Below are 23,077 nucleotides of genomic sequence, written 5' to 3' on the forward strand. Positions count from 1 at the left end.
GCACCGGGCGTGACGAAACGTCGGAAAACCTACCGAGAGGACCGCCCCGATGGCACCGCTGCCCATCGACCTCGCCCTGCTGCACGAGCTGCTCGACGTCGAGGACCACTGGCCGCCGATCGTCCTGCTGCGCAACGCGCGAGCCGTGCGCGGGCACCTGCCGCCACTGGTGCTCTCGGTGGCCGAGCTGGCGGGCTCCGCCATGGGGCCGGGCTCGCGCGACGAACTGCGCCGGATGCGCGACCGGGCGGCACTCTACGAGCGGATCACGGCCGACCTGGACACCGTTCGGGGCGCGCGGGTCCTCAAGGGCCCCTCGCTGGCCGCCCGTTACCCCGCCGGGGTGCTGCGGCCGCTCGGCGACCTCGACGTGGTCGTCCCGGACGAGGCCGCGCTCTGGGACGCCGCCCGGTTGGTCCTCCGGGACTGGCCGGTGGACGAGCTGGACGTGTCGCTGCTCGACGACGGCGGCACCCGACACCTGCTGGTGACCCTGCGCTGGCCGGCCGAGGATCCGATGCTCGACCCCGAACCGAAGATCGAGATCAGTACCTTCGCCTACCCGGGGGAGCCAGGCCTGGTGCCGATGCGCGCCACCCCGCCCGAGGACCGTTTGCTGGCCGACGTCCTCGCGCTCGCCGAGGAGCGCTTCCAGCGCCCGTTCACCGCCAAGGACCGGCTCGACCTCGCCGTCGTGCTGGCCTCGGCCGAGGCGCCGGTCGCCGCACTCGTGGCCGCCGCCGAGCACTACCACCTGGCCCCCGAACTGCTGGAGCTGTGCGAGAGCGTCCGCACCGTGCCGTCCCTGCGCACCGGGGTGCCCGACGAGTTGACGGCCGCCCTGGCCGGCCCGGCGGCCCGCGAAACGGACCGCCGGGCCGCGGCCGGGGCACCGGACGCCCCGGCCGAGGGGACGGACGGTCCGGCATGGGCCGGGACGTCGCCCGAGGTGGCCGCCGCGCTGGCCGCCGGGCAGCCGGTGCACGGTCTGCTGCTGCGCCGCCCCGAACAGCCCGGCCCGGACCTGCTCTCCCGGACCCGCACCGTCGGCGCCGGCACCCTGCTGGCCACCCCGATCGGTGACTTCCTGCTGGTCACCGGGGAGTTGGTGGATCCGGAGCAGTACCAGGCGGCGCTCGCCGCACTGGACGACTGACACCGGCCGCACCGGCCGCCACGACGGCGCGCGACACGCTGGACCCGTGGCGGCCGGTGAACCGCCGGCCGGCGGAAACGCCGTAGGCGGCTGGGTCGGTTGGCACGGAGGGGGTAGACGCGCGGGCTTGACCCGGCCTCCGAGTGATGTATCAACTCGCCTTGCTGGTGAGGGAATCCGTCGCGGTCGCGCTGCCACAGCGCCATGTCCAGCGCGTCCAGGACGAGCCGGGTCTCCTTGGAGGTCGCGGCCGACCAGCCGACGATGCGGCGGGAGAAGGCGTCCACGACGAAAGCGGCGTAGACGACTCCGGCCCAGGTGGCGATGTGCGTGACCCGGCCCCACGCCCCGGCACAGACCGCTGACCTGCACCGGGGAGTTTCGACACCCCCGCTGACCTGCACCGGGGAGTTTCGCTCCGGGGCGCTGGTGGGGTTGCCAGCCCGACCTGGTGAGCTTCGGGCGTCGGCGCAGGTCAGCAGCCGGACGACGCGGCCCTGCTCGCCGTCCGCCGGGAGCGGTGACCGGTTGACCTGTTACGCCGGCCGTTGGTGCCGGTACTCCTCCAGCGCCGGCGACGTCCTCATCGCACGGAAGTCCGTGATGGTGTACTCGGCCAGCCCCGCCACCGAGTACGGGTCGCTCTTGGCGATGTCCTCGATCCGCGCCCGGTCGACACCGACCGCCACGATGACCGCGCCATCGCGGGGGTCCTTGGGGCCCGATGCGATGAAGACACCGGATTCGTAGTTCGAGTCGAGCCAGGCGACGTGCTCGGGGTGGGCCGCTTCGATGCGATCGAGCGGCGCGACGTAGGTCAGGTCAAGAATGAACATGATCAATATCATAGCGCTGGGTAATCGATGGGTCGCGCAGAGTCATCAGTGCCGATCGGGGCGTCGACCCGGACGCCATGCCCTGCGTGCTCGGCGGTCCGTCGACTCCCCGCCGCACGGGCGCCCCCGAAGCCGACAGTCCATTCAGGCCTACCGAGCAGCTCCTTCGAGTGGCGATCGGCCGCCACCGGCCGCGAACAGCCCGGCGGACCCGCAGCGCCGCCTGCACAATGGCGCGCCCGATGCTGGTGGCCGACGGACGGACGACAGGGATGGCCTCGAACACTCGCGCACACGCACCGCTGGACGGCATGACCGTGGTGCTACGCAAGCTCCCGCAGGTGACGGTGCTGTTCTGGATGCTCAAGACGGTCGCCGTGACTCTCGGAGAGTCCGCCGGAGACCTGCTCGGCATCAGCCTCCAACTCGGCTACGTCACCACCGCGTTCCTCTTCCTCGCGTTCTTCCTGGTCGCCGTCGTGGCCCAGGTGCGGGCGAAGCGGTTCCACCCGGCGCTGTACTGGTCGGTGGTGCTGGGCACGAGCATGGTCGGCACCGAGGTATCCGATTTCCTCAACCGCGGATTCGGCCACGCCAGCGCCCCTGACGGCATCGGCTACGCCTCCGGCGCCATGCTCCTCAGCGCTCTGCTGGCGCTGGTCTTCCTCGTGTGGTGGCGCACCGGGCAGACGTACGACGTGGAGAACATCTCCAGCCGCACCGGCGAGATCCTGTACTGGATCGCGATCCTGGTCTCCAACACCCTGGGCACCTCGAGTGGCGACTGGCTCTCGGACGACACCGGTCTGGGCTTCCGTAACGCCTTTTTGGTCATCGTGGGCTCCATGGCGCTGATCGTGGCCGCGTACTACCTGACGTCGATCAATCAGACGGTGCTGTTCTGGCTGGCGTTCGTCCTCACTCGCCCCCTGGGCGCGGCCGGCGGCGACGCGCTGACCAAGCCCGCGGCCCAGGGCGGCCTGGGCTGGGGCACGGCGGGCGGCACCGCGGCGCTGAGCGCCCTGCTCCTGGTCCTGATCGCCTACCAGACCTGGCACCTCCGCCGGCACCCCCTGGCCCCGCTGCCGATCCCCGTGGACCGGCGCACCGGACAGCCCCAGCGTCCCAACGGAGCCCTGGTCCAACTGGGGAAGCCGCTGACGGACAGCGAACCGATCGACACCTAGTAACTGCAACGACACTCCGTGATGTCCTCGTCGCTTGAAATGACTGGCCCGTGCGCGAGCTTGGGTCTTCCTGCGCCATAGGGACCAGGTGAGCGCATGCCGGACTGCATGGCGTACGGGAGAGGAGACGCGGTTGAATAGTCGCCTTGCCTCGTTCATGGTGATGGGTATGAGGGCGTCATTTGTTCGGGTGTCCTCATCCCCTTTTTTTACCTTTGCTCGCAGGGTGGCGAGAGGCGAGGGCTGCCATGGAGAGGGTGATGTGCCGGTACCAGGCGGTGTAGTCGCGAACCTGATAGTGGTCAAGTCCGGTCTCGTTCTTCGCGGTCAGGAAGCATTCCTCAGCCATCCACCGTGTCCCGCGACCCGGACCATTTCCTCGAGTGCGGTTCCGGCCAGGCAGAAGCAGATGTAGCAGGCGATTTCGGTGGGATCGGCAGAGCTGTGGGCCGATCGAAGGACGCGTGCCGGCCGCAATGCGTGGTTGCCCCCGCGCGGTCAAGCCGATGGAGAACCATGTGATGGTGGGCGAGAGCGAGGAGTCGGAGGAGAAGGCGGACCGCAAGTGGACGGAGATGCTGCAGGAGGTCCGGGTCGCCCAGACCGGCGCGCAGATCCTCTTCGGATTCCTCATCAGCGTGGTGTTCACCCCGCGGTTCACCCAGATCAGCCCGGCCGACCGTACTCTGTACGACGTCACCGTGGTCCTGGGGGCGGTCGCCACCGGCACGCTGATCGCTCCGGTCGCCTTCCACCGCTTCCTCGCCGGCCACCAGATGATGCCCGAACTGGTCCGCGCCGGCGCCAAAATGATCGTCCTGGGCCTCGTCCTGCTCGGCATCACCGTCGGCGCCGCCCTCGTACTGCTCCTCCACGTCGCCACCCACTCACCCGCCGCCTGGGTGGTCGCGGGAGCCGTGATGCTCTGGTTCGCCATCTGCTGGCTCGTGCTGCCCTGGATCGCGCTACGCACGGGCAAACGCCGGGCGGCACGACCCGGGACATGACTTCCGGCGATCACGGCAGCGGGACAGCGCGCAGGACAAGCGGCTGGGCGCGGAAGAGGACCGGTCCCAATACAGGTCGTACCGGAAGTCCTACTGCCCGCGCCATTGCGCGGGAGTCGATGAACACGTGAGGCCCAAGGAAAAAGAAAGCGGCCCGCCTGTACCGGGGGTTCCGGAACGGGCGGGCCGATGTGAAGGGGGAATCAGCTGAGCTGGGTCGGCACCGGTTGGGCCTTGTCGAGCGGTGTCACCCCGGCAGGAGACAGAACCGCGGTGCCGCCATGCCACGAGGCCCGGCTTCGGGTTCCGATACCCGCCGAGTCGGATCTACGCGACGGCGACGGCGAGGGCCGGCCGGCTCCCTGGCCAGGCGCGCGAGGGCGTGGAGAACTACGTTCTGGGTAGACGCCGTAGCGCATCACCCCAGGAGGAGGCGTCATGCCTGCCGGTTCGAGCAAGAAGCGTGAACGTCAGTACGAGCACGTCAAGGAGAGCGCCCTGGACCGTGGCGAGAGTGAGAAGCGGGCCAAGGAGATCGCGGCCCGGACCGTGAACAAGGAACGGGCCCGGCACGGCGAGTCGAAGACGGCCAGCCGTTCCTCGACCCACGACATGTCCTCCTCGCGGCGTGGCGGACAGCGTTCGCACTCCGGCTCCGAAGGCCCCACCAAGGAGCAGCTGTACAACGAAGCCAAGCAGCGCAACATCCACGGGCGTTCGAAGATGAACAAGAAGCAGCTCGCCAACGCCCTTGGCCACTGAGGTTGCGTGCATGGGTGCTCCGGAGACGCGGGCCGGGCGCGGGACGCACGTGATCGTCCGGCCGGTGAGCGACGACGGTTCGGGCGAGGCGACCCGGCGCGTGGACGTGGACGGGATGCCGGTGGGCAACGCCTACAGCGCGGCCGATGTCACCGAGTTCATGCGGCGCGCCGGTCTGGACGCGGCGCTGATCGAGGATCCCGAGGTCGTCGAATGGCGGGGCGGCGGGCCCGATGTGTGGGAATGAGCGACGGACCGCCGCTCGAGGACATACCCCGTGGACGGGGAGTGGTTCCGCTCGGCATCCGAGCGAGACCGCCGGGGACGCCCCAGCGTGTGGTTCAGGTTTCGTCCTCGAGTCGGATCGCTTCCTCCAGGGACTCGACCGCTTTGTCGGTGTGTCCGCTGCGTTGTTCCAGCAGAGCGGCAGCGATCGCGTCGAGTTTGCGCTGGATGGCGTGTTCGGCACGGCGTTCGGCGTTCTTCAGCAGCGCGAGCAGCAGCAGAGTGACGGCGGTCATCAGGTCGCCGATCAGTAACTGGCGGCTCAGGGAAAGGCCGACTGCGTGGACGGCGATGAAGGCGGCCACCAGGAGCAGACACAGCAGGAAGAACGCGGGCGAGCTGGTGAAGTTCGAGGCACGCTCGGCCATGCGCTCGAAACGGCCATGGCTACCATCGGCGCGTTCGGCGGGATGCCGGAAGGACATGGGTCCTGCATAGTCCCCGACGTTTCGGGCCGGCGGTTGCCACGCCGGTGGCCGGCTCCCCAGTAGGGCTGGATGCCCGGTAGGGCACGCTCTGCCCGTTGCCGAGAGCTCCGCCGGGGTGCGCGGTGTGGCCTGCGCACGCGCTGCACGTTGCCACCGCCTCCACCCTCCGCCTGGGCGATCGCGGCCGCAGGCATGGTCTGGTTCACCGTGTGCTGGCTGGCCCTGCCCAGCAGCGGGCGGAGGACTTCGAGGTGCTGCGCCGCGCTGCCTGCACGATCCCGACCGTGCAGTTCGGCGAGCCGGACCGCCTGGACGACCTGGGCGTGACGTTCGGTGAGGGATGGATCGTTCACCGCACCGATCCTGTCACCGAGCCAACCCCCGACAACCCGTTTTGCTCTTGGGAGGCCCGCCGAACCTCGGAGCAACCCCGCACGCGGCCAGGCGCCGCAGTGGCTCGGCGGTGGAGGTGATCTCCACCTCCCGCGTCTCGCTGTCCGGTTCCGCCCCGGCCCTTGCCCCGGTCCTCGTCACGCCTCCCGCGCCGAGAAGACCTCCCGCCAGTGCTCGGCCGCCCGCATCAGGTCGCGCCCCATGTGTTCCAGGAACTGGCCCATGTCCTCCAGCCGCTCTCCCGCCGGGGTGGTGGGGCCGAGGATGCCGGAGCCCTTGTGGACGGCTTCGGCAAGGGGCGCGTTCATCCGGGCGCTGGCGATCATCGCGCGGAACCAGACGTCCTCGTCGATGACGTACCGGTCGCGCCGGGCGCCCGGGTCGCGCCGACGGCGGACCAGTTCCTGGGCCTCCAGGTAGCCGACGGCCTTCGAGACGGACGCCGGGCTGACCTTGAGCCGCTCGGTGAGTTCGGCGGCGGTGAGGCTGCCACTGTCGGTGGTGTGGAGGCAGGCCAGGACGCTGGCCGTCATGCGCGGGAAGCCGGTGCCCTCGAAGAGGTCGGTCAGGTGCGTCTCGAAGGCCTGGACGGCCTCGGGGTCGCGACCGTACGGGTCGGGCTGCGCCGGCGAGGCGGCGGGTGACTGGGCGGTCGGGCGACGGCGCTTGGCGCGGCGCTCGGTGGCGCGGTGCGCCTGGTCGGGGCGGTAGTCGTTGGGGCCGCCGTTGCGCATCACCTCGCGGGTGATGGTGGAGGTCGGGCGTTCGAGGCGCTTGGCGATCTCGGTGTACGAGAGCCCGTCGGCGAGTCCGGCGGCGATCTGCCGACGATCCTGCTGGGTGAGCCTGCCTCCGGGCATGGGGGGTTTGCCTCCTGGTGCGGTGGGTGTGCGGCCGGGTCACAGTGTGGCGTTCATATTCAGGTCATTGCAACACGTGGATGCGATATGTTGCACTTGCCATCATGTTCATTGCAGCAATTCAGCAGCCCTGAGCTGCTGAAATGTCCACTCGTCGGCGTCCATGCAATTGTCAAAATTGTGAACGCAACTTAGCCTTTCTCGTGTCTCGAAGAGAGCGGCAACGCTCAACGGAGGAAACCGACATGGCCATCGACCAGATCCGCGCCGCCGCCGTCCAGCTCGTCATCGACGGCGCCGTCGCCGGCAACGGCACCGGCGACGGCCAGGGCTACCCGGGCATGATCGCCGAGGTGCGCGAGGGCAAAGAGGCCTGGTTCGGCACGGCCGGGGTGGCGGACCTGCGCAGCGGCGTCGCACGGCGGGCGGAGGAGCAGTTCCGGGTCGGCAGCATCACCAAGCTGTTCACCTCGGCGGTGATCCTCCAGCTGGCCGGGGAGTACAAGCTCGGGCTGGACGACACGGTGGAACGGCACCTGTCCGGCCTGGTCGAGGGCGGCGAGGCGATCACGATCCGCCAACTGCTCAACCACACCAGCGGGTTGTTCACTTACACGCTGGACGAGGACCTGCTCGGACGGTTCCACAGCGAGAAGGTCCTTGAGCACCGCTACGACAAGTTCACCCCGCAGGAGCTGGTCCGCCTCGCGATGTCCCACCCGGCGGACTTCCGGCCCGGTGAGGACTTCGGCTACTGCAACACCAACTTCGTGCTCGCGGCGCTGATCATCGAGCGGGCGACGGGAATGTCGTACGCGGAGGCGATCGAGTACCGGATCGCCCGCGTACTGAAGTTGAGCGACACGTACGCACCGGGGGACGAGACCGGGTTCCGCGGACCGCACTGCCGCGCCTACACCAGGCTGATGTCGCCCGAGCCCGACGCGGCGGTGCACGACCTGACTGAGCTGAACCCGTCGTACGGCTACGGAGTGGGTGAAGTCATCTCCACGGTGGGCGACTTGACCACCTTCCTGAGCGCGCTGCTGGGCGGGCGGCTGTTGAAGCCAGCGCAGATGGAGGAGCTGATGGCGCTGACGCCCGTCCCGGACGGGAAGTGGCTCGACGGGTACAGCTACGGCCTGGGCATCTCGGCGGTGACGCTGGCCAACGGCGTGACGGTCTACGGCCACGGCGGCTTCATCAACGGCAACTGGTCGTACCTGTACGGGACTCGGGACGGTGGAACGATCGTCGCCCAGCACCTGAACGCGGACTGGGGCCAGCCGTTCGGCCTCTTCACGGAGCTGATGGAGGCGGCCTTCGCCCCCGGTGAGTGAGAGGCGCGGACAGCGCAGGAAGTCGGCGGGGGTCGACCGCGAGGCGTCCTTCCCGGCCGCTCGCGGGAACGGCCTCCGGCGTCGATGCCTCGATCACCACACGGCCGTCCCGCACCTCCATGCACTCGATCCGCATCCCCACGAGATGCGGAAACAGAAAGGAGTGTCCGGTTCCACGCCAAGCAGCTGGGTAATCTCGTCGGCAGTGGTGCCCACGCTGGAGATCGCAAAGTAGACGTACTGAGTCAACGACACCCGCGGAGACTACCGACGCACCAGGGCCGCCTCCCACCCCACCTGCCAAGCGATTCTGGAGATCGGCCGTACCCAGAGGACCATCTTCGTCGCCTTCTGTGGAATCCGAGTCAAGTGGCGCTGAGGATCCTGCTGCTTCGAATATGCGCTGGCCGGTCGGGCTGAAGCCCGGGAGACTCGCTGCTGTGGACATGGGGATCTCTGGTTTCAAGCCGTCCTTCCTGGTCGGGGTCGAGGTGGTTCGGCAGGCGCACGGATCACGTCTGGCGGCGCTCGCCGGTAGGCAGCTGACGGGGTTCGCCCTGGTGCGCTTCGTCGAGGACGGGGACTGGTTCGCCGACTGCCCGGTGGTGCTGGACTTCGACGGCGTGCAGGTGGAGGTTTGTCACTCGCAGCTCGACCTCCTCTCGATCGGCTGGGACACGAGCGACACCGCGGCAACGATCACCGGTTGGGAGTGGTTCGAGCTCACACCCCAGTGGTCTCGCAGTGATGAACGCCTGGAGCCGTTCGTCGGCCAGGAGCTGTGCGAGGTCGCGCTGCTCGAGTGGCGGCCGGCAGAGCATGACCTGGCAGCCGGAACGGTGGCGGTGGAGTTCGTCTTCGCCGGGGACTGTCTGCGGATCGTCAACGGCCTTGACGAGAACCGCATCGAGGTCGGTGCGGCCCAGCCGGATTACGTTCGGCACCGGCTGGGCCGTTGAGCGCTACTGCCCTGTCGGATGCCGGTTGATCTCAATGACAGGCAGCACGGTGGCCTGCGCTGCGATACCGATCTGCCGGGGAGTCGGCGCCATGCGGTGCGGGCACTGCTCGAAGACGGACGAGACCACACCAACCCGGCGAGGTACGTACTGGGGCATCAAGGACAAACTACTCACGCGAGATGCCCTCTCAAAGTCCAGGTGATCGTGTAAGCGGTCCGGTCAGGGGATGTTCAGCAGGTCCGGCGGCCGGTTGAAGAGGTCGTAGGCGGTACCTGGCGCTCCGTCCGTGTCCGGAACGGTCCTCGCACCGACCGCCTCGACGAAGGCGAGGACCGCAGGGTCGGGGGCCTCTGACGGCCAGGCGAGCACGACTCGGCTCGGCGGGTAGTCGGTCAGCGGGACGAAGGCGATGCCCTCGGTTCGGTGGCGGTGGGTCGCACCGGCGGGAAGGATGCCGACGGCACCCTGCCACACGATGGCATGCAGGCACTCCGACACCGTGCGGACCACCGGCCCAGAGCCGGTGCCCGCAGACCGCTCCACCGCCTCGCCGCTGTCGGCCTCGCCGAGCCAGTACCGCCGCCAGGCCGCGTCGGCGTCCTCGGGCAGGCGGATCCACGGTCGACCCAGCAGGTCGCCGACCCGCAGGTGGGGCCGCCGCGCCACGGGGTCGTCCGCCGGAACCACGGCGACCAGCGGCTCGGTCTCCAGCAGCCGGACCGTGAGGCCCGCGGTGTCGAACGGGAGCCGCGTCAGCGCGACGTCGACCCGACCGGACCGCAGCCCCGCCGTCGGGTCGCTGATGTCCGCCTCGCACAGCCGTACTTGCGCGTCGGGATGGGTACGGCGAAAGGCTGCGGCTGCGCGGGGGCCGAATTCGAGACCGGCTCCGGCAACGGTGCCCACCACGATGGTGCGCCGCCGGCCCGTTTCCCGTACCCGTTCCCGCGCCCGCTCTGCCGCGTCGAGCAACTCCCGTGCCTCGTCCAGCAGGACCGAGCCGGCCTCAGTGAGCCGGACGCCCTGCGCGGACCGCTGGAACAGCCGACAGCCGAGTTCGTTCTCCAGCTCGCGTATGCGCTGGCTGAGCGGTGGCTGCGACATGTGCAGCCGCGCGGCCGCGCGACCGAAGTGCAACTCCTCGGCCACGGCGACGAAGTACCGCAGGCGGCGAAGATCCATGCCGTGCACGATATCGAGACGGTCCGAGGAGTATCGAAACGGTCTTGGACGGCCCCTCGGGTGCGCTGGTGAGCTGGTCCCGGCGCGATCGACCGGATCGTTGGCCGATCCCCTGCTCACCGACGGAGGCACTCGCATGCACCAGCACAGCCACGGCTACGCCGAGCCGGCCGATCTGCAACGCGCCCGGCAGGTCGGCCGGCTCGCTCCCGAGGAGTTCGCCGCCTGGCAGACCTTCCAGGAGGTCGTCGACCGCGGAAACGGCTCTGTGCCGCGCAAGTACCGTGAGCTCGTGGCGATCGCCGTGGCGCTGACCACCCAGTGCTCGTACTGCCTCGACGTGCACACCGCCCAGGCCCGCCGACACGGCGTCACCCCCGAGGAACTCGCGGAGGTCATCTTCGTCGCCGGAGCGGTGCGTGCCGGCGGATCGCTGGCTCATGGCCTGCAGGCGATGAAGCTCTACGACGGGCACTCGGCCGCGTCGTCGCCTTCGTAGGCCGTCTCACGCGCCGCCTCCGGCCTGAGCGTCGTCAGGCGCGGAATCCGGTTGACCCGGGGTGAAGGATGGGAGGCGTGATTTCCCGTGAACGAGCGGTCGAGCTGGTCGAGTCCTACCTGGAGCGGGAGCGCCCGAACTGGGCCTGGGCGAGGCTGATTCCGAAGCTGGCCGTCTACGCCGTCGAGGAGCGGTCGGTCGGGTGGCTCGTCTACTGGACCTCGGAGGAGGGCGCCCGCGACCCGGCTCTGCGCGGGACCCTCCTGGGCGGCCCCTACCTGGTCGACCGGGAGGACGGGAGCATCCACGTCGTACCCGGCGTCCACTGGACCGACGAATGGGAAGAGGACTACCTCCGGCAGACCAAGGGCATCCGGGCGCCCGACCCCCTCGCCGCGGACGTCCTCCGGCTCGCGGACTCCGTCGGCACCGCCGCCGCCATGCAGCACCTGCGCAAGCAGGCCCTCCGGATGAGCCTGCGGGACGCCAAGGACTACGTGACGATCGTCAGGGACGGGAGCGAACCGCCCGAGGAGTTGGCGAACCTCACCCGTGAGCCCAATCCGAACCTGGGCCCGATCGAGACGCTGGCCGGCCGGGTCCAGTAGCAGGCGACAGGTGGTGCTGCGCAGGAAGTCGGACCGGCCGACTTCCTGCGCAGGAGAGGCTCTGCGCTAGGCGGTCGCAGCCCGGTGTCGCGACCAGAGCGGTTGCAGGGCGATGCGGAGGGCGATCAGCTCCGCGGCGATGAGGGCCGTGACACCGGCCCAGCCGTACGGCAGGCTCGCCGCGACCGGCAGGGCCAGCAGCAGGGTGAGCCCTTGCACGATCGCGGAGGCCGTCAGCAGCTCCCGCGCCGACCGCCCCTTCCGCGTGCGCATCACCGTGATCCCCCACAGCAGCGGGAAGACCAGGCAGACGACTGCGGCAAGGGCGAAGAACGGCACGGCGAGCGCGACCCCCATGTTCCCCCCGCCGGGCGAGCCGTCACCGGCGGCGGACACCGGATGGTTCGCGTCCCAGTCCGCAACCCACGTCGCCACGGCGAACACAACCGGGAACGCCCCCGAGGCCAGCGCCGCCGCACCGAACCAGGCCCGACCCACTGGCATGTCTCCCGCTGCCATTCACTTCTCCCCCGTCAATCACTTTGCTGTGTAGCGAGTTCGCCGACATCAAGCCTTACGTGATCAACACTAGTAGTACTTCGTTAGGTCGGGGCGGGCTGTCGGGTGCGGTTTGTGGATCTTCTTGTGGGAAGCGGACGTTGGCAGGTGTGGCAGACACCGGTCCAGCAGCTCAGCAGGTCCTGGAGCTGGTCGAGGACCTGGTAGAGGATCAGGCCGGTGCTTGGACTTTTGGGTCGAGTCGGCGGAGGGTGAGGAAGGCGTGGGCGGCGGTGACAACCACCGCAGTCGTCGTCTTCACCCTCGTCGTCCAGGGCCTCACCCTGGCCGCCGTGGTCAACCGCTCCGGCCTCGCCCTCGAACCCGAACACACCGCCCGCGAGGAAGACGACGCCCGCGACGCCCTCAACCGCGCCGCCCTCGACCACGTCGACCACCTCACCACCCTCGAAACCACGCCCGACACTGCCATCGACCGTGTCTGCCGCGGCCTGAACGCCCGCCTCGACCGCACCCCCGAAACCCCCGACGGCACCACCGCCGACGCCGCCTACCGCCAGCGTCGGCTACGACCTTGCCGCGGGACCGTTCGACCAGTTCTTCCACCTTCGGCAGGAAGTCGTCGATCAGCTTCGATCGCACCGCCCGTTCGGTCGGGTCGACGCCCTGGCCCCGGAGCTGGACATAGCGCCGGACCGTGTGGTGGTCGCAGCCGGCGAGCTCGGCTTCGGCGGCCGGTCCGGACTGGCTGGAGGGGTGCGGTCAGACCGCGGACGAGGGGGCGGCGTGCAAGGTCGGCCGCGTCCGGGCGCTCGCCCGGGTGCCGGAGCCGGCTACCGTGCCCGCGCCGGTCTCCTGCTGACGGAAGGCCACCGATGGCCACCACCTCGCCCGCCGCACCCGACCCCGACGACGGGGACCAGGCCGCCGACCACCACCAGGTGGACCCGTCCGGCGAAGGCCTCGCCGGACGGGGACAAGGGGGCCGGCACCGCGGCGTCAGGACCGGACACCGGCTGTGGGGCCTGTGGTCTGGGACCCGGGGGAGGGGTGCCGTCACACCGTTGAACAATGGTCCGGTCCACCACGTGCCTGATCGCCGTGCTCTCCGTGCTCGCCACGCTCATGGGCATCGCAGGGCCAACCCGGACGATGGGTGCGTAAGTGGCGTCGCGTGCGGTTCCGTGGGAGCCCGGGCGACTTCGACTGTTGACGAGCGCACCAGGGTCGAGCGCATGATCGGCTCGCCGCAGGGCGCGGGGCTACGACCTCGACGGTCAGCGTGGGCTGCCCAGGTCGAGGGTCCACAGCAGGCCCGCTCGCTCGGCTACCGGGATCACGCCGGGCCGACCCCGCTGGCCTGGAGCGCCCGATGACCGACCGGCCGCCGTTCGACCTGCTCGCCGATGCCAGGGCCGCCGGCACGCAACGCCTGGCCGCCGCGGTCCTGCTGGTCAACCACCGCGGCGAGATGCTGCTGGTGCGCCGCGCGGCTACCGCGCCGGCGGGCGGTCCGTGGGAGCTGCCCGGTGGCGGAATCCAGGCAGCGAGAGCCTCCTGGCGGCCGCGCAGCGCGGACTGGCCGAGGAGACCGGCATCACCGGAGCGCGGGTCACCGCCTTCGCCGCCGCCCTCGACCACCCGCAGGATGTCGTACTCGGCGCCGAGCACGACGCGCACCGATGGGTGCTGCCCGCCGACCTTCCCGACCTGCTCGCCGAGCACGAGCGGGACCTCATCGGCCGGCATGCCGCCCAGCCCATGCCCTACCCCTGCGCGCCTACCTGGCCGGTACCCCGCTGCCACGATGTGGGCCGACCCCTTCCTCACCACCGCCGAGGGCAAGGTGGTCCTGCTGCACTCCACCAACCCCGCCAAGGGACTTCAATTCACGGCGGTGACGCAGACTTCACCGACCCGACCCCGCTCCACACCGCGGTGCGCGAGACGTTCGAGGAGACCGGCCTGCGGTACGCGCCCGGCCGAGACCTGCTGCCACTGATGGCCACCGCCGTCGAGGGGCCCCGGGCCGGCTGGCCGACGAAGATCGGATTCATCTACGCAGCACCGGCGCTCACGGCCGCGCAACTCGTCGTGCGTCCCTCACCACCGCCACACCCATCGACGGGAGACCCGGGTGAGCGCTACGCCGGCGGTGGCCGCCGCGAGGATGGCAGGCTCCTGCTCTCCGGCGCCGCTGTCTCCGTCCTGATGGCCGCCAACACCGTCCGCTCGCCTTGCCCTGTTCGCCTACGTCGACGGCTGGTACAACACCCGCCGCATCCGGAAGCGCCTCGGCTGGCTCAGCCCCGACGAATACGAGGCGAAGTACTACGCCGACCAGGCGACGGCCGAACCGGTGGCCGTCGAACCACCCGCCCCCGTCCTGACCAGGTAATCAGCACCTCCCGCACAGCGGGGGAAGCCCAGGGTCGCGCCAGGCGCCCGGCATGACCGTGCCTGGCCGCGCGGGCCGATGGTCGCGGCCTCTCGCCGCTAGCAATCCGGCAGTTGACGGACCTCGCCCGTGCCCAACGCGATCGCGGCCCGGGGCCGCATCGGTTCGTCGCCGCGCCGGGAGAGCAAGACCACCTCCTCGACCACCGCCGACAGTGCGCCGAGCCTGGCGGCGCACTCGGCGGCCAGCTGCCGCGGGTCCTGTGTGCGGCCGAGGGACAGATGCGGGATGAAACGGCCACCGCGCCCGCGGCAGAGCGGGAACCGTTGCTCCAGCGCCCGGTGGAGACAGGCCCACGGCGCCGGGCCCGCCGCGGCCGGGTCGAGCCACACGGTGGCGTAATGCCGGTGCCGGAAGTACCGCACGCCGGCCAGACGCGCGGCGAACGCCGCGCTCTCCGCCGCTCCGGCGGCGAGCAGCGGCACCGCCCGCGCGAACTCCTCCTCCGGCACGAAGCCGAACAGCAGGTTCACATGCGGCGGCCACCGCCGTACCTGCGGATCATGCTCCCAGCGGATGTCCTGGATCGCCGGCCAGAGCTCCTGCGGCGGCAGCCACGCCACCGCCGTCCGGGCCGTCGGCGCCACCTCGAGCGCGCCGACCGGCTCGGCCCCGCCGTACACCGGCTTTCCGTCCACACTGCCATGGTGGAGAACGAGCGAGCGGAGCACATCATGGGCAGCAGCACCGAACCGTCATTCGCCTATGTCACCTACATTGCGAGCACTGAAGTTCCCCGAGGATCCCACTGCCGGACACCACCCGTCCGGTCTCCGGTAAAACGACCGCTGGCAGTGCTGGCGTCCCTCTTGTAAAGAATCGGTACCAAGAACCCTCCCACCCCGCTGACAGTGAGGCCGTCGACCGGCCTGGGGAAGCCGTTGCGGGCGGGCGTGAGGACGACGGCGCTGCCGTGCTGTGCCCACAGGCCGGTTTCGAAGAGGACGTTGGCGAGGCTCTCGCTGCGGCTGGGGAAGGCCATGACGCAGGTGGCGGGAAGGGCGGCGAGGGCGCGGGTGAGCTGGCGGCCGAAGTCGCCGACGAGGGTGGAGCTCAGCTGTACCGCGCCGCCACCCAGACCTGTGGCTGGAGACCCCTCACCCCATGGGAACGCTGTCAGGCGTTAGCGCCTTCGAGTGAAGCACAGCGAATACCGCCGCTGACGTGCCCCGGCCGGACGAGACTGTGCCGGGCGCCGAAGGGCGCCGTGGGTCAGGGAGGGGGCTGTCATGGTGAGCGGCACTGTGCTGTTGGCGCTGCGCGAGAACCCGCTGCAAGGAGGGGTGAGCACCGAGCAGTTGCGGCGGATCGGCAAGGAGTTGGAGAACCAGGGCCTGGCCCTCCGCTGGGCGGCTACCGCCCGGGACGCGCGGGCGGTCCTGCGCACGGAGTCGGGGCTCGCGGCGGCCGTGGTGGCCTGGGACCTGCCGGGCGACGACGGCGGCGACCAGGAGGACGGCGGCGCGGACGTCCTGCGGCTGATCCAGCGCCGGTTCAAGGACCTCCCGGTCTTCCTGCTCATGGCGGACGAGTCCGACCACGACCTGGAGCGGCTGCCGCTGTGGGTCTCGGAGGCCGTGGTCGGCTACATCTGGCCGCTCGAGGACACCGCCGCCTTCATCGCCGGCCGGGTCACCGCCGCCGCCCGCGCCTACCACCGGGACGTCCTTCCGCCGTTCTTCAAGGCGCTGCGCCGCTTCGACGACGCGCACGAGTACTCCTGGCACACCCCCGCGCACTCCGGCGGTGTCGCGTTCCTGAAGTCCGCGGCGGGGCGGGCCTTCTTCGACTACTTCGGCGAGCGCCTCTTCCGTAGCGACCTGTCGATCTCGGTGGGAGAGCTCGGGTCGCTGTTCGAGCACAACGGGCCGATCGGGGAGGCCGAGCGCAACGCCGCCCGGGTCTTCGGCGCCGACCGCACCTACTTCGTCCTGCACGGCAACTCCACCGCGGACCGCATGGTGGGGCACTACAGCGTCACCGCCGACGAGATCGCGCTCGTGGACCGCAACTGCCACAAGTCCGTGCTGCACGGCCTGGTGATCTCCGGTGCCCGTCCCGTGTACCTGGTTCCCACCCGCAACGGCTACGGCCTCGCCGGCCCGCTGCCGCCAGCCGAGATCGCCGCGGACGCCGTGGCCGCCCGCATCGCCGCCAACCCGCTGACGGCCGGAGCGGTGTCCGACCGGGCCCAGTACGCGGTGGTGACCAACTCCACCTACGACGGGTTGTGCTACGACACCCTCGCCGCGGCACACGCTCTCGCCCCGAGCACACCGCGCCTGCACTTCGACGAGGCGTGGTTCGCCTACGCCCGCTTCCACCCCCTCTACGCCCGCCGTTACGGCATGGCCGTCGGCCCGGACACCTTCGAGGGCCCGCAGCGGCCCACCGTGTTCGCCACGCAGTCCACGCACAAGCTGCTCGCCGCGCTGTCGCAGGGCGCCATGGTGCACGTCAGGACCTCGCCCCGCGCGCCCGTCGAACACGAGCGCTTCAACGAGGCGTTCATGATGCACGGCACCACGTCACCGCTCTACCCGGCGATCGCCTCCCTCGACGTGGCAACCGCGATGATGGACGGCCCACAGGGCCGGTGGCTGATCGACGAGGCGCTCACCGAGGCCATCCGCTTCCGCCAGGCCGTCATCCGTACCGGGCGCCGGATCGTCGACGCGGGAGACCGGCCCGACTGGTTCTTCGGCATCTGGCAGCCCGACGAGGTTACCGATCCGGCCACCGGCCGGCGCATGCCCTTCGCCGACGCCCCCGCGGCGCTGCTGCGCGACGAGGCGAGTTGCTGGCTCCTGGAACCGGGCGCCGACTGGCACGGCTTCGAGGGCCTCGAAGACGGCTACTGCATGCTCGATCCGATCAAGGTCACCCTGACCTGCCCCGGGGTGACGGCGAAGGGCGAGACCTCGCCGTGGGGCATTCCCGCGCGCGTGTTGACGGCGTACCTGGCCACCCGCGGGATCGTCGTGGAGAAGACCGACAGCTACACCACGCTGATCCTGTTCTCCATGGGCATCACCAAGGGCAAGTGGGGCACCTTGATGGACGCCTTGATGGACTTCAAGTCCCTCTACGACACCGATGCGCCGTTGGAGCGGGTGCTGCCCGGCCTCGTTGCCCAGTTCCCTTCCCGGTACGCGGGCACGACGCTGCGCGACCTGTGTCAGCGGATGCACGAGCACCTCACCCGCGCGGAGCTGATCACCGCACTCGACACCGCGTTCCAGCAGCTTCCCGAGCCCGTGGAACCGCCCCAGCGCTGCTACCAGCGGCTGATCCGAGGGGGCACCGAACGCGTACGCCTGAGCGCGGCCGCCGATCGGGTCGCGGCCGCCATGGTCACGGTGACGCCTCCGGGCATCCCGGTGCTCATGCCCGGTGAGTCGACCGGTGCCGCCGACGGACCGCTCCTGCGCTACCTGCGCGCTCTGGAGTCCTTCGACAGGGCCTTCCCCGGCTTCCACAGCGAGGCGCACGGCGTCACCGTCGAGACTGTCACCGGCGACTACCTGATCGAGTGCGTCCGCCGACCGGAAGCCTGAACCAGCACAGCGAGGCTCCCTGGCGCGCGGGTCGACACGTTCGGACATCTCGCTCGACCGCCAGGGGACCTCGCTCGTTCTGCACTCGCGCCAGGCACTGTCTCAGGACGGTGACCGTGTCCAGGCCGGGACGGCGGCCGAGAGGCGGTGGGTGGTCACGGAGACGAGGCCCAGGAGCAGCAGGGCCGGCGGCACTGCTGCTGGTAGGCCTGCTCAGGAGTACGCGTCGTTCGACGGTGTCGGCACTGAGGAGCGTGCCCAGCAGTTGTTCGACGCCGTCGCCCACCTCATCGACGCCCGCGGATGCCCGGCCTGCCCGACCGCCCACCTCTGCACGCGAGACCTCGAGACCGAGCCGACGGTGTGACAGTAGCGGCCATAGCCCGAGGCATCCCGGTCCCGAATCCGGTCAGGTGCTCTTGGCTGGCCGCGAGTAAGAAATTTCTGACCTCCTGGCATGTCCGCGGCCGAAAGTTTGCAGGTCGCAGGCCTGTTCGCGAGCGTCGCGCGGGTCTAGCATTCCGGGTCACAGCAGCCCCATATGTGCCACCGTAGGCAGCCCCGTAGGTACCGCCGTAGGTACCGCCGTAGGTACCCCGCCGCTCCCAGCGGGCTCTGCGCGTTCCTGCAGCTCACAGGCCACTTTCGGGCGGCCGGAAAATGCGACGACCCCTTCTGTCCATCCCTTTGCCCGGCTCGCTGGTAGGTGGAGGGCGGTGGTGGGTGGCGGTCCGGCCGGCAGGGGTCTGCACCCTGCGGGGTCGTGGTGGTGGTGAGCGCCCGGCGTAGGCCGGACGCCCCCGGGCCCCGCCAGGCCGGGACGCACCACTACGGTGAGCCACGTGAACATGCAGACGACGGTCGCGAGCCTTGCCGAAGAAGCCGAGCGGCAGATCCGCGACGGGGTATGGGAACTGACACCCAGCGACCGAAGCCTCGCGCTCCAGGCCGAGGCCGGCCTGCGGGAAGCCGTCGGCTCGCCGGACACCCAGGAACTCCGGTCCGAGAAGGACCGGTTGGAGCGTCTGCGGGAGGTGCTCGCTGTCCTTGCGATCGCCCTGGCCCGCACCCACGGACGCCTGGCCTGGTTCCTCTCCGGAGCCATCACGGCGCTCGAACCCGTCCTGCACTGGCGCGCCCTGGACGCCGATCACGGCAGCACCTTCGGCACCGTCCCCGCGAGCCCCGAGCAGTACACGGACGCCGAGACCGCCGTCCGCCATCTCCAGGACACCCTCACTCGCATCACCACCAACTGACACCGCTACCGGCCCTCCAGGGGAAGCCGAGCCCCACGGACGGCCCCTGGCGGCGGCTCCCGCGCCCTGACGCACCGTCCCCCCGGGTGTGCGGCCCGGGAAGAGCCCTTCCCGGACCTCCCGATGCGGCTCCTGCTGTAACTCCCGATGTGGCTCCTGATGCCAGCACCCCCGTCCCAGGCGCCAGGTGACGTCTGGGCAGCTCAGCGACTGAACCAAGGTGGCCGGGCTGGGCGTGGCCGACGTCGTCGGAGCCGCCGGGACGGCCGCATCGCGCGTGGGGCGGTGGATGCCCCGCCCCGGACATAGCCCAGTCCTCCTCCGACTCCACCGAGCCCCTCGAGGCACTACCCCTTCGTCTTCGTCCGGCGGTACGGCGAATGCCTCCCTGCGCCCGTGCTGGACGTGCCGGGGCTCGATCGGCGGGAAGGAGGGCTCGAAGCTGGAGCTGCGGGAGGAGGCTGGCCCCAACCGGCTGGAGTGCCCGGGCTGCGAACAGGTCATCCGCCCCGGACGACCCAGCGGGCCGTACAGGTCCTTCAGCTCCCGCATGGTCTTCGCGCCGTCCTCGAAGCACTGCTGCTGCTCGGGCCCGGGGGTGGAGCGGCCCGCGGCGGCAGGCGGCGGCCGGGAAACTCGCTTTCGGCCGCCGGAGGGCGGTGATAGACAGTCGTAGTGCAGAAGAATCTTGAACTCCCTGACCTGCTGCGACTGATCGACGAGCGGGCGACGGCCTTCCGGGCCGCGATCGCCGCCGCGCCCAGCCTGGACGTGCAGGTGCCGACCTGTCCCGAGTGGACGCTGTTCGACCTGGCACGGCACCTGGGCTCGGGCCGCCCGTTCTGGGCCGCCGTCGTCGAGGCCGGTCCGGCCGACGCCCCGCCGGCCGAGGCCGTGGCGGCGCGCGCCGAGGCGCAGGCGCCCCGGGAGCGCGAGGCGTTGGTGGCCTGGCTGGCCGCGTCGACGCAGGAGCTGCTGGACACCCTGCGGAAGGTCGGCCCGGACGCCGAGTGCTGGACGTGGTGGGGCGCCTCGCAGTCGCCGCGGACCAGCGGTGCCGTCGCCCGGCACCAGCTTCAGGAGATCGCGATGCACACCTATGACGCCCAGCTCACCGTGGGCGCCGCGCAGCCGCTGCCGGCGGAGGTGGCGCTGGACGGCGTCGAGGACTTCCTGTTCACCTGCTGCGCGTGGTCGGGCGTCTGGCCGCACGAGTCGGCCGTCGTCGACTACCACACCACCGAGGGCCGCTCCTGGCGCTTCACGGTCGAGGCGGACGGCGCCCGCGCCGTCCGCCTCCCGGCTGCCGGCGAGGGCGAGGCCCTGGCCCCGGCCGACGCTTCCGTCCGGGGCACGGCCGGTGAGCTGGTCCTGTGGTTCTACGGACGCGCCCCGCTGGACTCGGTGAAGATCGACGGCGACCAGGTCATCTTCGAGCGACTCTTCGCCTGGGACCCGAACGCGTAGGGCGGGGTCGACGACGCGGCGCCCGGTCGCGTCGTCGGCTCATCCGACCGTGCCCTGGGCGGAGCGTCGGCGTGGCGCTACCGTCCTGGCATGGTTGAGAGCAGGCGTTTCGCGTCCTTCGAGGAGTTCTGGCCCTACTACGTGGCGATGCACTCCAAGGCCGCCACCAGGTGGGTGCACCTGGTGGGCACCCTCACCGGGCTCGCGGTGGGCGCCCATGGCCTGGCGCGCGGCCTGAAGCGCCGGCTGGTGGCCCTTCCGCTGATCGGGTACGGCACGGCCTGGCCGGCGCACTTCCTCGTCGAGGGGAACAACCCGGCCACCTTCGGACACCCGGTCTGGTCCCTGCGCGGGGACGCGCGGATGATCGGCATGATGCTCTCCGGCCGCGATGCCGAACTGGGCGCGATCGCCCGCGCGTGGCTCGCGGAGCACGGCGGATCGGCCGACGACTGACGGCCCGTGCGGCTCCCGGATCGCCGTGCGTAAGACACCCAAGGCTGGGCGGGCCTACCAGGCCACCCCGAGGGCTTCCAGCTGCCCTGAGCTTCCCCCGTTGTGCGGGAGGTGCTGTTACCTGGTCAGGACGGGTGTGGATGGTCGCGCTCGCCCCGGTCGGCCTCGTCCTGGCGGATCCAGTTCCGCAGGGCCTCGTGGTGCACCCCGAGATCGCGGGCCATCTGCCGGATCACCGGCTTCGGGTCGGCGGAGCGGTACATCTCCACCGCGCGCCGTCGCCGCGCTCGAACCCGTCCTGCGCTGGCGCGCCCTGCCCGCCGCAGACGACCACGCCTTCGGCGCCGTCCCCCGACCCCCGAGCACTACACCGAAGCCGAGGACGCCGTCCGCCGCCTCCAGGCCACCCTCGCCCGCATCACCGCCGGCTGACACTCCGGCAGAGTGCCGACCTCCGCGCCAGGGCGGCCAGCCTCGCTGGCTTTGCTTCCGCACCGGACGGTAGACCGCCGCACCCCTCCAGCCCCGGCGCCTACAGCTCACCCTGTCCGTCTGGTGTTTGTGGGTGTTTCATGCGGTTTCCGGGGGATTCTTCATACCGGATGGGCGCCACGTTGTCCGTGTGTGACATACCGCTTTCGAAGCAATCGGGGCAGGGCGGGCTTTCGGCCGTCACGCTGTGCTTGTCGGTCACGGCTCGGGGCGGGGAGACCGCCGGTGCACGGGTTCGGCGTTCCGGCTCCCGCCGTGTCGTTCGGAAAGGGGTCTCATGTCCCACCGTCCTGGCCGCCTCAGGCGGCTCTACCGTGTGCTCACCGTCCTGGTTCTGACGGCCGTCGTCGCAGCGCCCGGCTCCGTGGCGTTGGGCGACTCCACGCACCGCCCCCCGGGATCCCTGCGCCCGTGGGTGAAGTCCTGCGTCCGGCACCGGGGGCCGGCGGGACTCATCGCCTGCCTCCGCGGGATGCACCCCCAACCGCGGAGGGCACAGACCCGCCAGACGCCCGCCATCAGCGAACTGGCGACGCCCACGGCCGACGCGGAACCGGTCGGCATCACCGCTGGGCCGGACGACGCCCTGTGGTTCACCGAGAACTCCGCGAACGCGATCGGGCGGGTCACCACGGGCGGCACCTTCACCGAGTACTCGGTACCCACCACCGGCGCCGGGCCGGCCGAGATCGTCACCGGGCCGGACGGCGCCCTGTGGTTCACCGAGTCGAACGTCGACCAGATCGGCCGGATCACCACCGGCGGCACGGTCACCGAGTACGCCCTCCCGACCTCCGGCGCCTACCCGTGGGGCATCACCGTCGGGCCGGACGGCAACCTCTGGTTCGCGGAGCCCGGTGCCGCCAACATCGGCCGGATCACCACCGGCGGCACGGTCACCGAGTACGCGCTCCCCACCTCCAGTGCCTTCCCGCTGAGCATCACCGTCGGGTCGGACGGCAACCTGTGGTTCACCGAAGTGCTGACCGGAAGCATCGGTCAGATCACCACCGACGGCACGATCACCGAATACACGGTGCCCTCGCTGTTCTCCCTGCCCATCGGCATCACCTCCGGGCCCGACGGCAACCTCTGGTTCACCGATGCCGGAGCAACCCAGATCGGACAGGCCACCACGGCGGGTGTGTTCACCGGCTACGACCTCACGGACACCCTCTTCTTCCCGTTCCCGTGGGGCATCACCACCGGACCGGACGGCAACCTCTGGTTCACCGAGAACGCCGGCAACGACATCGGCCGGATCACCACCGGCGGTTCGATCACCGAGTACGCGATTCCGACCACCGATTCGAGCCCGCTGGACATCACCACCGGATCCGACGGCAACCTCTGGTTCACCGAAA

26 protein-coding genes and 3 pseudogenes are annotated in these 23,077 nt (G+C 70.5%); 17 read left to right on the plus strand and 12 right to left on the minus strand.

The genetic code is table 11. The annotated features are described in order from the left end of the window. Positions 1 to 49: 49 nt before the first annotated feature. Positions 50 to 1,156, plus strand: coding sequence for a hypothetical protein (locus tag ACWCYO_RS28990; RefSeq protein ID WP_449785843.1), 1,107 nt, complete (start codon positions 50 to 52; stop codon positions 1,154 to 1,156). 188 nt (positions 1,157 to 1,344) lie between these two features. Here ACWCYO_RS28990 and ACWCYO_RS28995 read toward each other — a convergent pair. Continuing rightward, a pseudogene (locus tag ACWCYO_RS28995) lies at positions 1,345 to 1,560 on the minus strand (DDE-type integrase/transposase/recombinase); the annotation flags it as partial. A gap of 132 nt (positions 1,561 to 1,692) precedes the next feature. Next, positions 1,693 to 1,992: a YciI family protein gene (locus ACWCYO_RS29000; protein ID WP_270150410.1), complete on the minus strand. Its 300-nt coding sequence runs from the start codon at positions 1,990 to 1,992 to the stop codon at positions 1,693 to 1,695. Between the two features lie 272 nt (positions 1,993 to 2,264). Between ACWCYO_RS29000 and ACWCYO_RS29005 the strand changes: the two genes are divergently transcribed. Beyond that, positions 2,265 to 3,179 (plus strand): COG4705 family protein, encoded by a 915-nt coding sequence (locus ACWCYO_RS29005; RefSeq protein ID WP_449785844.1) that lies wholly within the window; start codon positions 2,265 to 2,267, stop codon positions 3,177 to 3,179. 196 nt (positions 3,180 to 3,375) lie between these two features. Here the strand turns inward: ACWCYO_RS29005 and ACWCYO_RS29010 are convergent. Further along, a pseudogene (locus ACWCYO_RS29010) lies at positions 3,376 to 3,638 on the minus strand (IS701 family transposase); the annotation flags it as partial. Between the two features lie 47 nt (positions 3,639 to 3,685). Here ACWCYO_RS29010 and ACWCYO_RS29015 point away from each other — a divergent pair. The 3 genes from ACWCYO_RS29015 (at position 3,686) to ACWCYO_RS29025 (ending at position 5,195) form a co-directional block, all read left to right on the plus strand. Beyond that, positions 3,686 to 4,186, plus strand: coding sequence for a DUF6328 family protein (locus ACWCYO_RS29015; protein WP_270150414.1), 501 nt, complete (start codon positions 3,686 to 3,688; stop codon positions 4,184 to 4,186). Between the two features lie 438 nt (positions 4,187 to 4,624). Then, positions 4,625 to 4,948, plus strand: a complete 324-nt coding sequence (locus tag ACWCYO_RS29020; RefSeq protein ID WP_270150416.1) for a plasmid stabilization protein — start codon at positions 4,625 to 4,627, stop codon at positions 4,946 to 4,948. Positions 4,949 to 5,012: 64 nt separating this feature from the next. After that, positions 5,013 to 5,195, plus strand: coding sequence for a hypothetical protein (locus ACWCYO_RS29025; RefSeq protein ID WP_449785845.1), 183 nt, complete (start codon positions 5,013 to 5,015; stop codon positions 5,193 to 5,195). A 94-nt stretch (positions 5,196 to 5,289) separates the two neighbouring features. On the opposite strand, the gene ACWCYO_RS29030 is transcribed toward ACWCYO_RS29025, so the two are convergent. Both ACWCYO_RS29030 and ACWCYO_RS29035 read right to left on the minus strand, forming a co-directional pair. Next, positions 5,290 to 5,658: a low affinity iron permease family protein gene (locus ACWCYO_RS29030; protein WP_449785846.1), complete on the minus strand. Its 369-nt coding sequence runs from the start codon at positions 5,656 to 5,658 to the stop codon at positions 5,290 to 5,292. Between the two features lie 533 nt (positions 5,659 to 6,191). After that, positions 6,192 to 6,914 carry a MarR family transcriptional regulator gene (locus ACWCYO_RS29035; protein WP_449785847.1) on the minus strand — a complete coding sequence of 241 codons (723 nt, stop codon included), beginning with the start codon at positions 6,912 to 6,914 and terminating at the stop codon, positions 6,192 to 6,194. A gap of 245 nt (positions 6,915 to 7,159) precedes the next feature. Here ACWCYO_RS29035 and ACWCYO_RS29040 point away from each other — a divergent pair, with 245 nt between their 5' ends. Together ACWCYO_RS29040 and ACWCYO_RS29045 are read left to right on the plus strand one after the other, a co-directional pair. After that, on the plus strand, positions 7,160 to 8,254 hold the full coding sequence (locus tag ACWCYO_RS29040; protein ID WP_449785848.1) for a serine hydrolase domain-containing protein: 1,095 nt from the start codon (positions 7,160 to 7,162) through the stop codon (positions 8,252 to 8,254). Positions 8,255 to 8,700: 446 nt separating this feature from the next. Next, a complete protein-coding gene (locus ACWCYO_RS29045) occupies positions 8,701 to 9,213 on the plus strand; it encodes a hypothetical protein (protein WP_449785857.1) in 513 nt (170 codons plus the stop codon). Between the two features lie 222 nt (positions 9,214 to 9,435). Here the strand turns inward: ACWCYO_RS29045 and ACWCYO_RS29050 are convergent, their stop codons facing one another. Then, entirely contained in the window at positions 9,436 to 10,398 is a 963-nt protein-coding gene (locus ACWCYO_RS29050) for a LysR family transcriptional regulator (protein WP_449785849.1), read from the minus strand. A 136-nt stretch (positions 10,399 to 10,534) separates the two neighbouring features. On the opposite strand from ACWCYO_RS29050, the gene ACWCYO_RS29055 reads away from it, so the two are divergent. Then, the gene (locus ACWCYO_RS29055) at positions 10,535 to 10,897 is read left to right on the plus strand and encodes a carboxymuconolactone decarboxylase family protein (protein WP_449785850.1); all 363 of its coding nucleotides are present in this window, start codon (positions 10,535 to 10,537) and stop codon (positions 10,895 to 10,897) included. Positions 10,898 to 10,974: 77 nt separating this feature from the next. Continuing rightward, positions 10,975 to 11,505 carry a YrhB domain-containing protein gene (locus tag ACWCYO_RS29060; protein WP_449785851.1) on the plus strand — a complete coding sequence of 177 codons (531 nt, stop codon included), beginning with the start codon at positions 10,975 to 10,977 and terminating at the stop codon, positions 11,503 to 11,505. A 66-nt stretch (positions 11,506 to 11,571) separates the two neighbouring features. On the opposite strand, the gene ACWCYO_RS29065 is transcribed toward ACWCYO_RS29060, so the two are convergent. The 4 genes and pseudogenes from ACWCYO_RS29065 to ACWCYO_RS29080 all read right to left on the minus strand — a co-directional run bounded on the left by ACWCYO_RS29065 (position 11,572) and on the right by ACWCYO_RS29080 (position 13,486). After that, positions 11,572 to 12,024 carry a hypothetical protein gene (locus ACWCYO_RS29065; RefSeq protein WP_270150427.1) on the minus strand — a complete coding sequence of 151 codons (453 nt, stop codon included), beginning with the start codon at positions 12,022 to 12,024 and terminating at the stop codon, positions 11,572 to 11,574. 83 nt (positions 12,025 to 12,107) lie between these two features. Next, positions 12,108 to 12,461 carry a hypothetical protein gene (locus ACWCYO_RS29070; RefSeq protein WP_449785852.1) on the minus strand — a complete coding sequence of 118 codons (354 nt, stop codon included), beginning with the start codon at positions 12,459 to 12,461 and terminating at the stop codon, positions 12,108 to 12,110. Positions 12,462 to 12,585: 124 nt separating this feature from the next. Beyond that, positions 12,586 to 12,756, minus strand: a pseudogene (locus ACWCYO_RS29075) (IS21 family transposase); the annotation flags it as partial. A 604-nt stretch (positions 12,757 to 13,360) separates the two neighbouring features. Then, positions 13,361 to 13,486: a hypothetical protein gene (locus ACWCYO_RS29080; protein WP_449785860.1), complete on the minus strand. Its 126-nt coding sequence runs from the start codon at positions 13,484 to 13,486 to the stop codon at positions 13,361 to 13,363. Between the two features lie 9 nt (positions 13,487 to 13,495). On the opposite strand from ACWCYO_RS29080, the gene ACWCYO_RS29085 reads away from it, so the two are divergent. Both ACWCYO_RS29085 and ACWCYO_RS29090 read left to right on the plus strand, forming a co-directional pair. Further along, positions 13,496 to 14,026: an NUDIX hydrolase gene (locus ACWCYO_RS29085; protein ID WP_449785858.1), complete on the plus strand. Its 531-nt coding sequence runs from the start codon at positions 13,496 to 13,498 to the stop codon at positions 14,024 to 14,026. 240 nt (positions 14,027 to 14,266) lie between these two features. Next, entirely contained in the window at positions 14,267 to 14,422 is a 156-nt protein-coding gene (locus ACWCYO_RS29090; protein ID WP_449785859.1) for a hypothetical protein, read from the plus strand. 98 nt (positions 14,423 to 14,520) lie between these two features. Here ACWCYO_RS29090 and ACWCYO_RS29095 read toward each other — a convergent pair whose 3' ends face one another. Next, a complete protein-coding gene (locus tag ACWCYO_RS29095) occupies positions 14,521 to 15,120 on the minus strand; it encodes a 2'-5' RNA ligase family protein (protein ID WP_270150430.1) in 600 nt (199 codons plus the stop codon). A gap of 591 nt (positions 15,121 to 15,711) precedes the next feature. Here ACWCYO_RS29095 and ACWCYO_RS29100 point away from each other — a divergent pair. From ACWCYO_RS29100 to ACWCYO_RS29120, 5 genes are all read left to right on the plus strand, one after another. Then, positions 15,712 to 18,039, plus strand: a complete 2,328-nt coding sequence (locus ACWCYO_RS29100) for an Orn/Lys/Arg family decarboxylase (protein WP_449785853.1) — start codon at positions 15,712 to 15,714, stop codon at positions 18,037 to 18,039. A gap of 151 nt (positions 18,040 to 18,190) precedes the next feature. Continuing rightward, a complete protein-coding gene (locus tag ACWCYO_RS29105) occupies positions 18,191 to 18,406 on the plus strand; it encodes a hypothetical protein (RefSeq protein WP_270150433.1) in 216 nt (71 codons plus the stop codon). Between the two features lie 481 nt (positions 18,407 to 18,887). Continuing rightward, a complete protein-coding gene (locus tag ACWCYO_RS29110; protein ID WP_270151478.1) occupies positions 18,888 to 19,298 on the plus strand; it encodes a hypothetical protein in 411 nt (136 codons plus the stop codon). Between the two features lie 675 nt (positions 19,299 to 19,973). Then, complete coding sequence (locus ACWCYO_RS29115; RefSeq protein WP_449785854.1) at positions 19,974 to 20,765, plus strand: maleylpyruvate isomerase family mycothiol-dependent enzyme; 792 nt, start codon at positions 19,974 to 19,976, stop codon at positions 20,763 to 20,765. A gap of 90 nt (positions 20,766 to 20,855) precedes the next feature. Beyond that, on the plus strand, positions 20,856 to 21,221 hold the full coding sequence (locus tag ACWCYO_RS29120; RefSeq protein WP_449785855.1) for an Mpo1-like protein: 366 nt from the start codon (positions 20,856 to 20,858) through the stop codon (positions 21,219 to 21,221). A 125-nt stretch (positions 21,222 to 21,346) separates the two neighbouring features. On the opposite strand, the gene ACWCYO_RS29125 is transcribed toward ACWCYO_RS29120, so the two are convergent. After that, positions 21,347 to 21,490, minus strand: coding sequence for a transposase (locus ACWCYO_RS29125; protein ID WP_270150437.1), 144 nt, complete (start codon positions 21,488 to 21,490; stop codon positions 21,347 to 21,349). A 695-nt stretch (positions 21,491 to 22,185) separates the two neighbouring features. Here ACWCYO_RS29125 and ACWCYO_RS29130 point away from each other — a divergent pair. Further along, a partial coding sequence (locus ACWCYO_RS29130) for a Vgb family protein (RefSeq protein WP_449785856.1) occupies positions 22,186 to 23,077 on the plus strand: 892 nt, incomplete at its 3' end.

It is taken from the genome of Kitasatospora sp. NPDC001683, assembly GCF_053596495.1.

Excerpts from the sequence above, each read along its gene's own strand:
- ACWCYO_RS28990 (WP_449785843.1), top strand. The coding sequence starts at position 50 with ATGGCACCGCTGCCCATCGACCTCGCCCTGCTGCACGAGCTGCTCGAC.
- ACWCYO_RS29000 (WP_270150410.1), bottom strand. The coding sequence starts at position 1,992 with ATGTTCATTCTTGACCTGACCTACGTCGCGCCGCTCGATCGCATCGAA.
- ACWCYO_RS29005 (WP_449785844.1), top strand. The coding sequence starts at position 2,265 with ATGGCCTCGAACACTCGCGCACACGCACCGCTGGACGGCATGACCGTG.
- ACWCYO_RS29015 (WP_270150414.1), top strand. The coding sequence starts at position 3,686 with ATGGAGAACCATGTGATGGTGGGCGAGAGCGAGGAGTCGGAGGAGAAG.
- ACWCYO_RS29020 (WP_270150416.1), top strand. The coding sequence starts at position 4,625 with ATGCCTGCCGGTTCGAGCAAGAAGCGTGAACGTCAGTACGAGCACGTC.
- ACWCYO_RS29030 (WP_449785846.1), bottom strand. The coding sequence starts at position 5,658 with ATGTCCTTCCGGCATCCCGCCGAACGCGCCGATGGTAGCCATGGCCGT.
- ACWCYO_RS29035 (WP_449785847.1), bottom strand. The coding sequence starts at position 6,914 with ATGCCCGGAGGCAGGCTCACCCAGCAGGATCGTCGGCAGATCGCCGCC.
- ACWCYO_RS29040 (WP_449785848.1), top strand. The coding sequence starts at position 7,160 with ATGGCCATCGACCAGATCCGCGCCGCCGCCGTCCAGCTCGTCATCGAC.
- ACWCYO_RS29045 (WP_449785857.1), top strand. The coding sequence starts at position 8,701 with ATGGGGATCTCTGGTTTCAAGCCGTCCTTCCTGGTCGGGGTCGAGGTG.
- ACWCYO_RS29050 (WP_449785849.1), bottom strand. The coding sequence starts at position 10,398 with ATGGATCTTCGCCGCCTGCGGTACTTCGTCGCCGTGGCCGAGGAGTTG.
- ACWCYO_RS29055 (WP_449785850.1), top strand. The coding sequence starts at position 10,535 with ATGCACCAGCACAGCCACGGCTACGCCGAGCCGGCCGATCTGCAACGC.
- ACWCYO_RS29065 (WP_270150427.1), bottom strand. The coding sequence starts at position 12,024 with ATGGCAGCGGGAGACATGCCAGTGGGTCGGGCCTGGTTCGGTGCGGCG.
- ACWCYO_RS29085 (WP_449785858.1), top strand. The coding sequence starts at position 13,496 with ATGCTGCTGGTGCGCCGCGCGGCTACCGCGCCGGCGGGCGGTCCGTGG.
- ACWCYO_RS29100 (WP_449785853.1), top strand. The coding sequence starts at position 15,712 with ATGGTGAGCGGCACTGTGCTGTTGGCGCTGCGCGAGAACCCGCTGCAA.
- ACWCYO_RS29110 (WP_270151478.1), top strand. The coding sequence starts at position 18,888 with ATGCAGACGACGGTCGCGAGCCTTGCCGAAGAAGCCGAGCGGCAGATC.
- ACWCYO_RS29120 (WP_449785855.1), top strand. The coding sequence starts at position 20,856 with ATGGTTGAGAGCAGGCGTTTCGCGTCCTTCGAGGAGTTCTGGCCCTAC.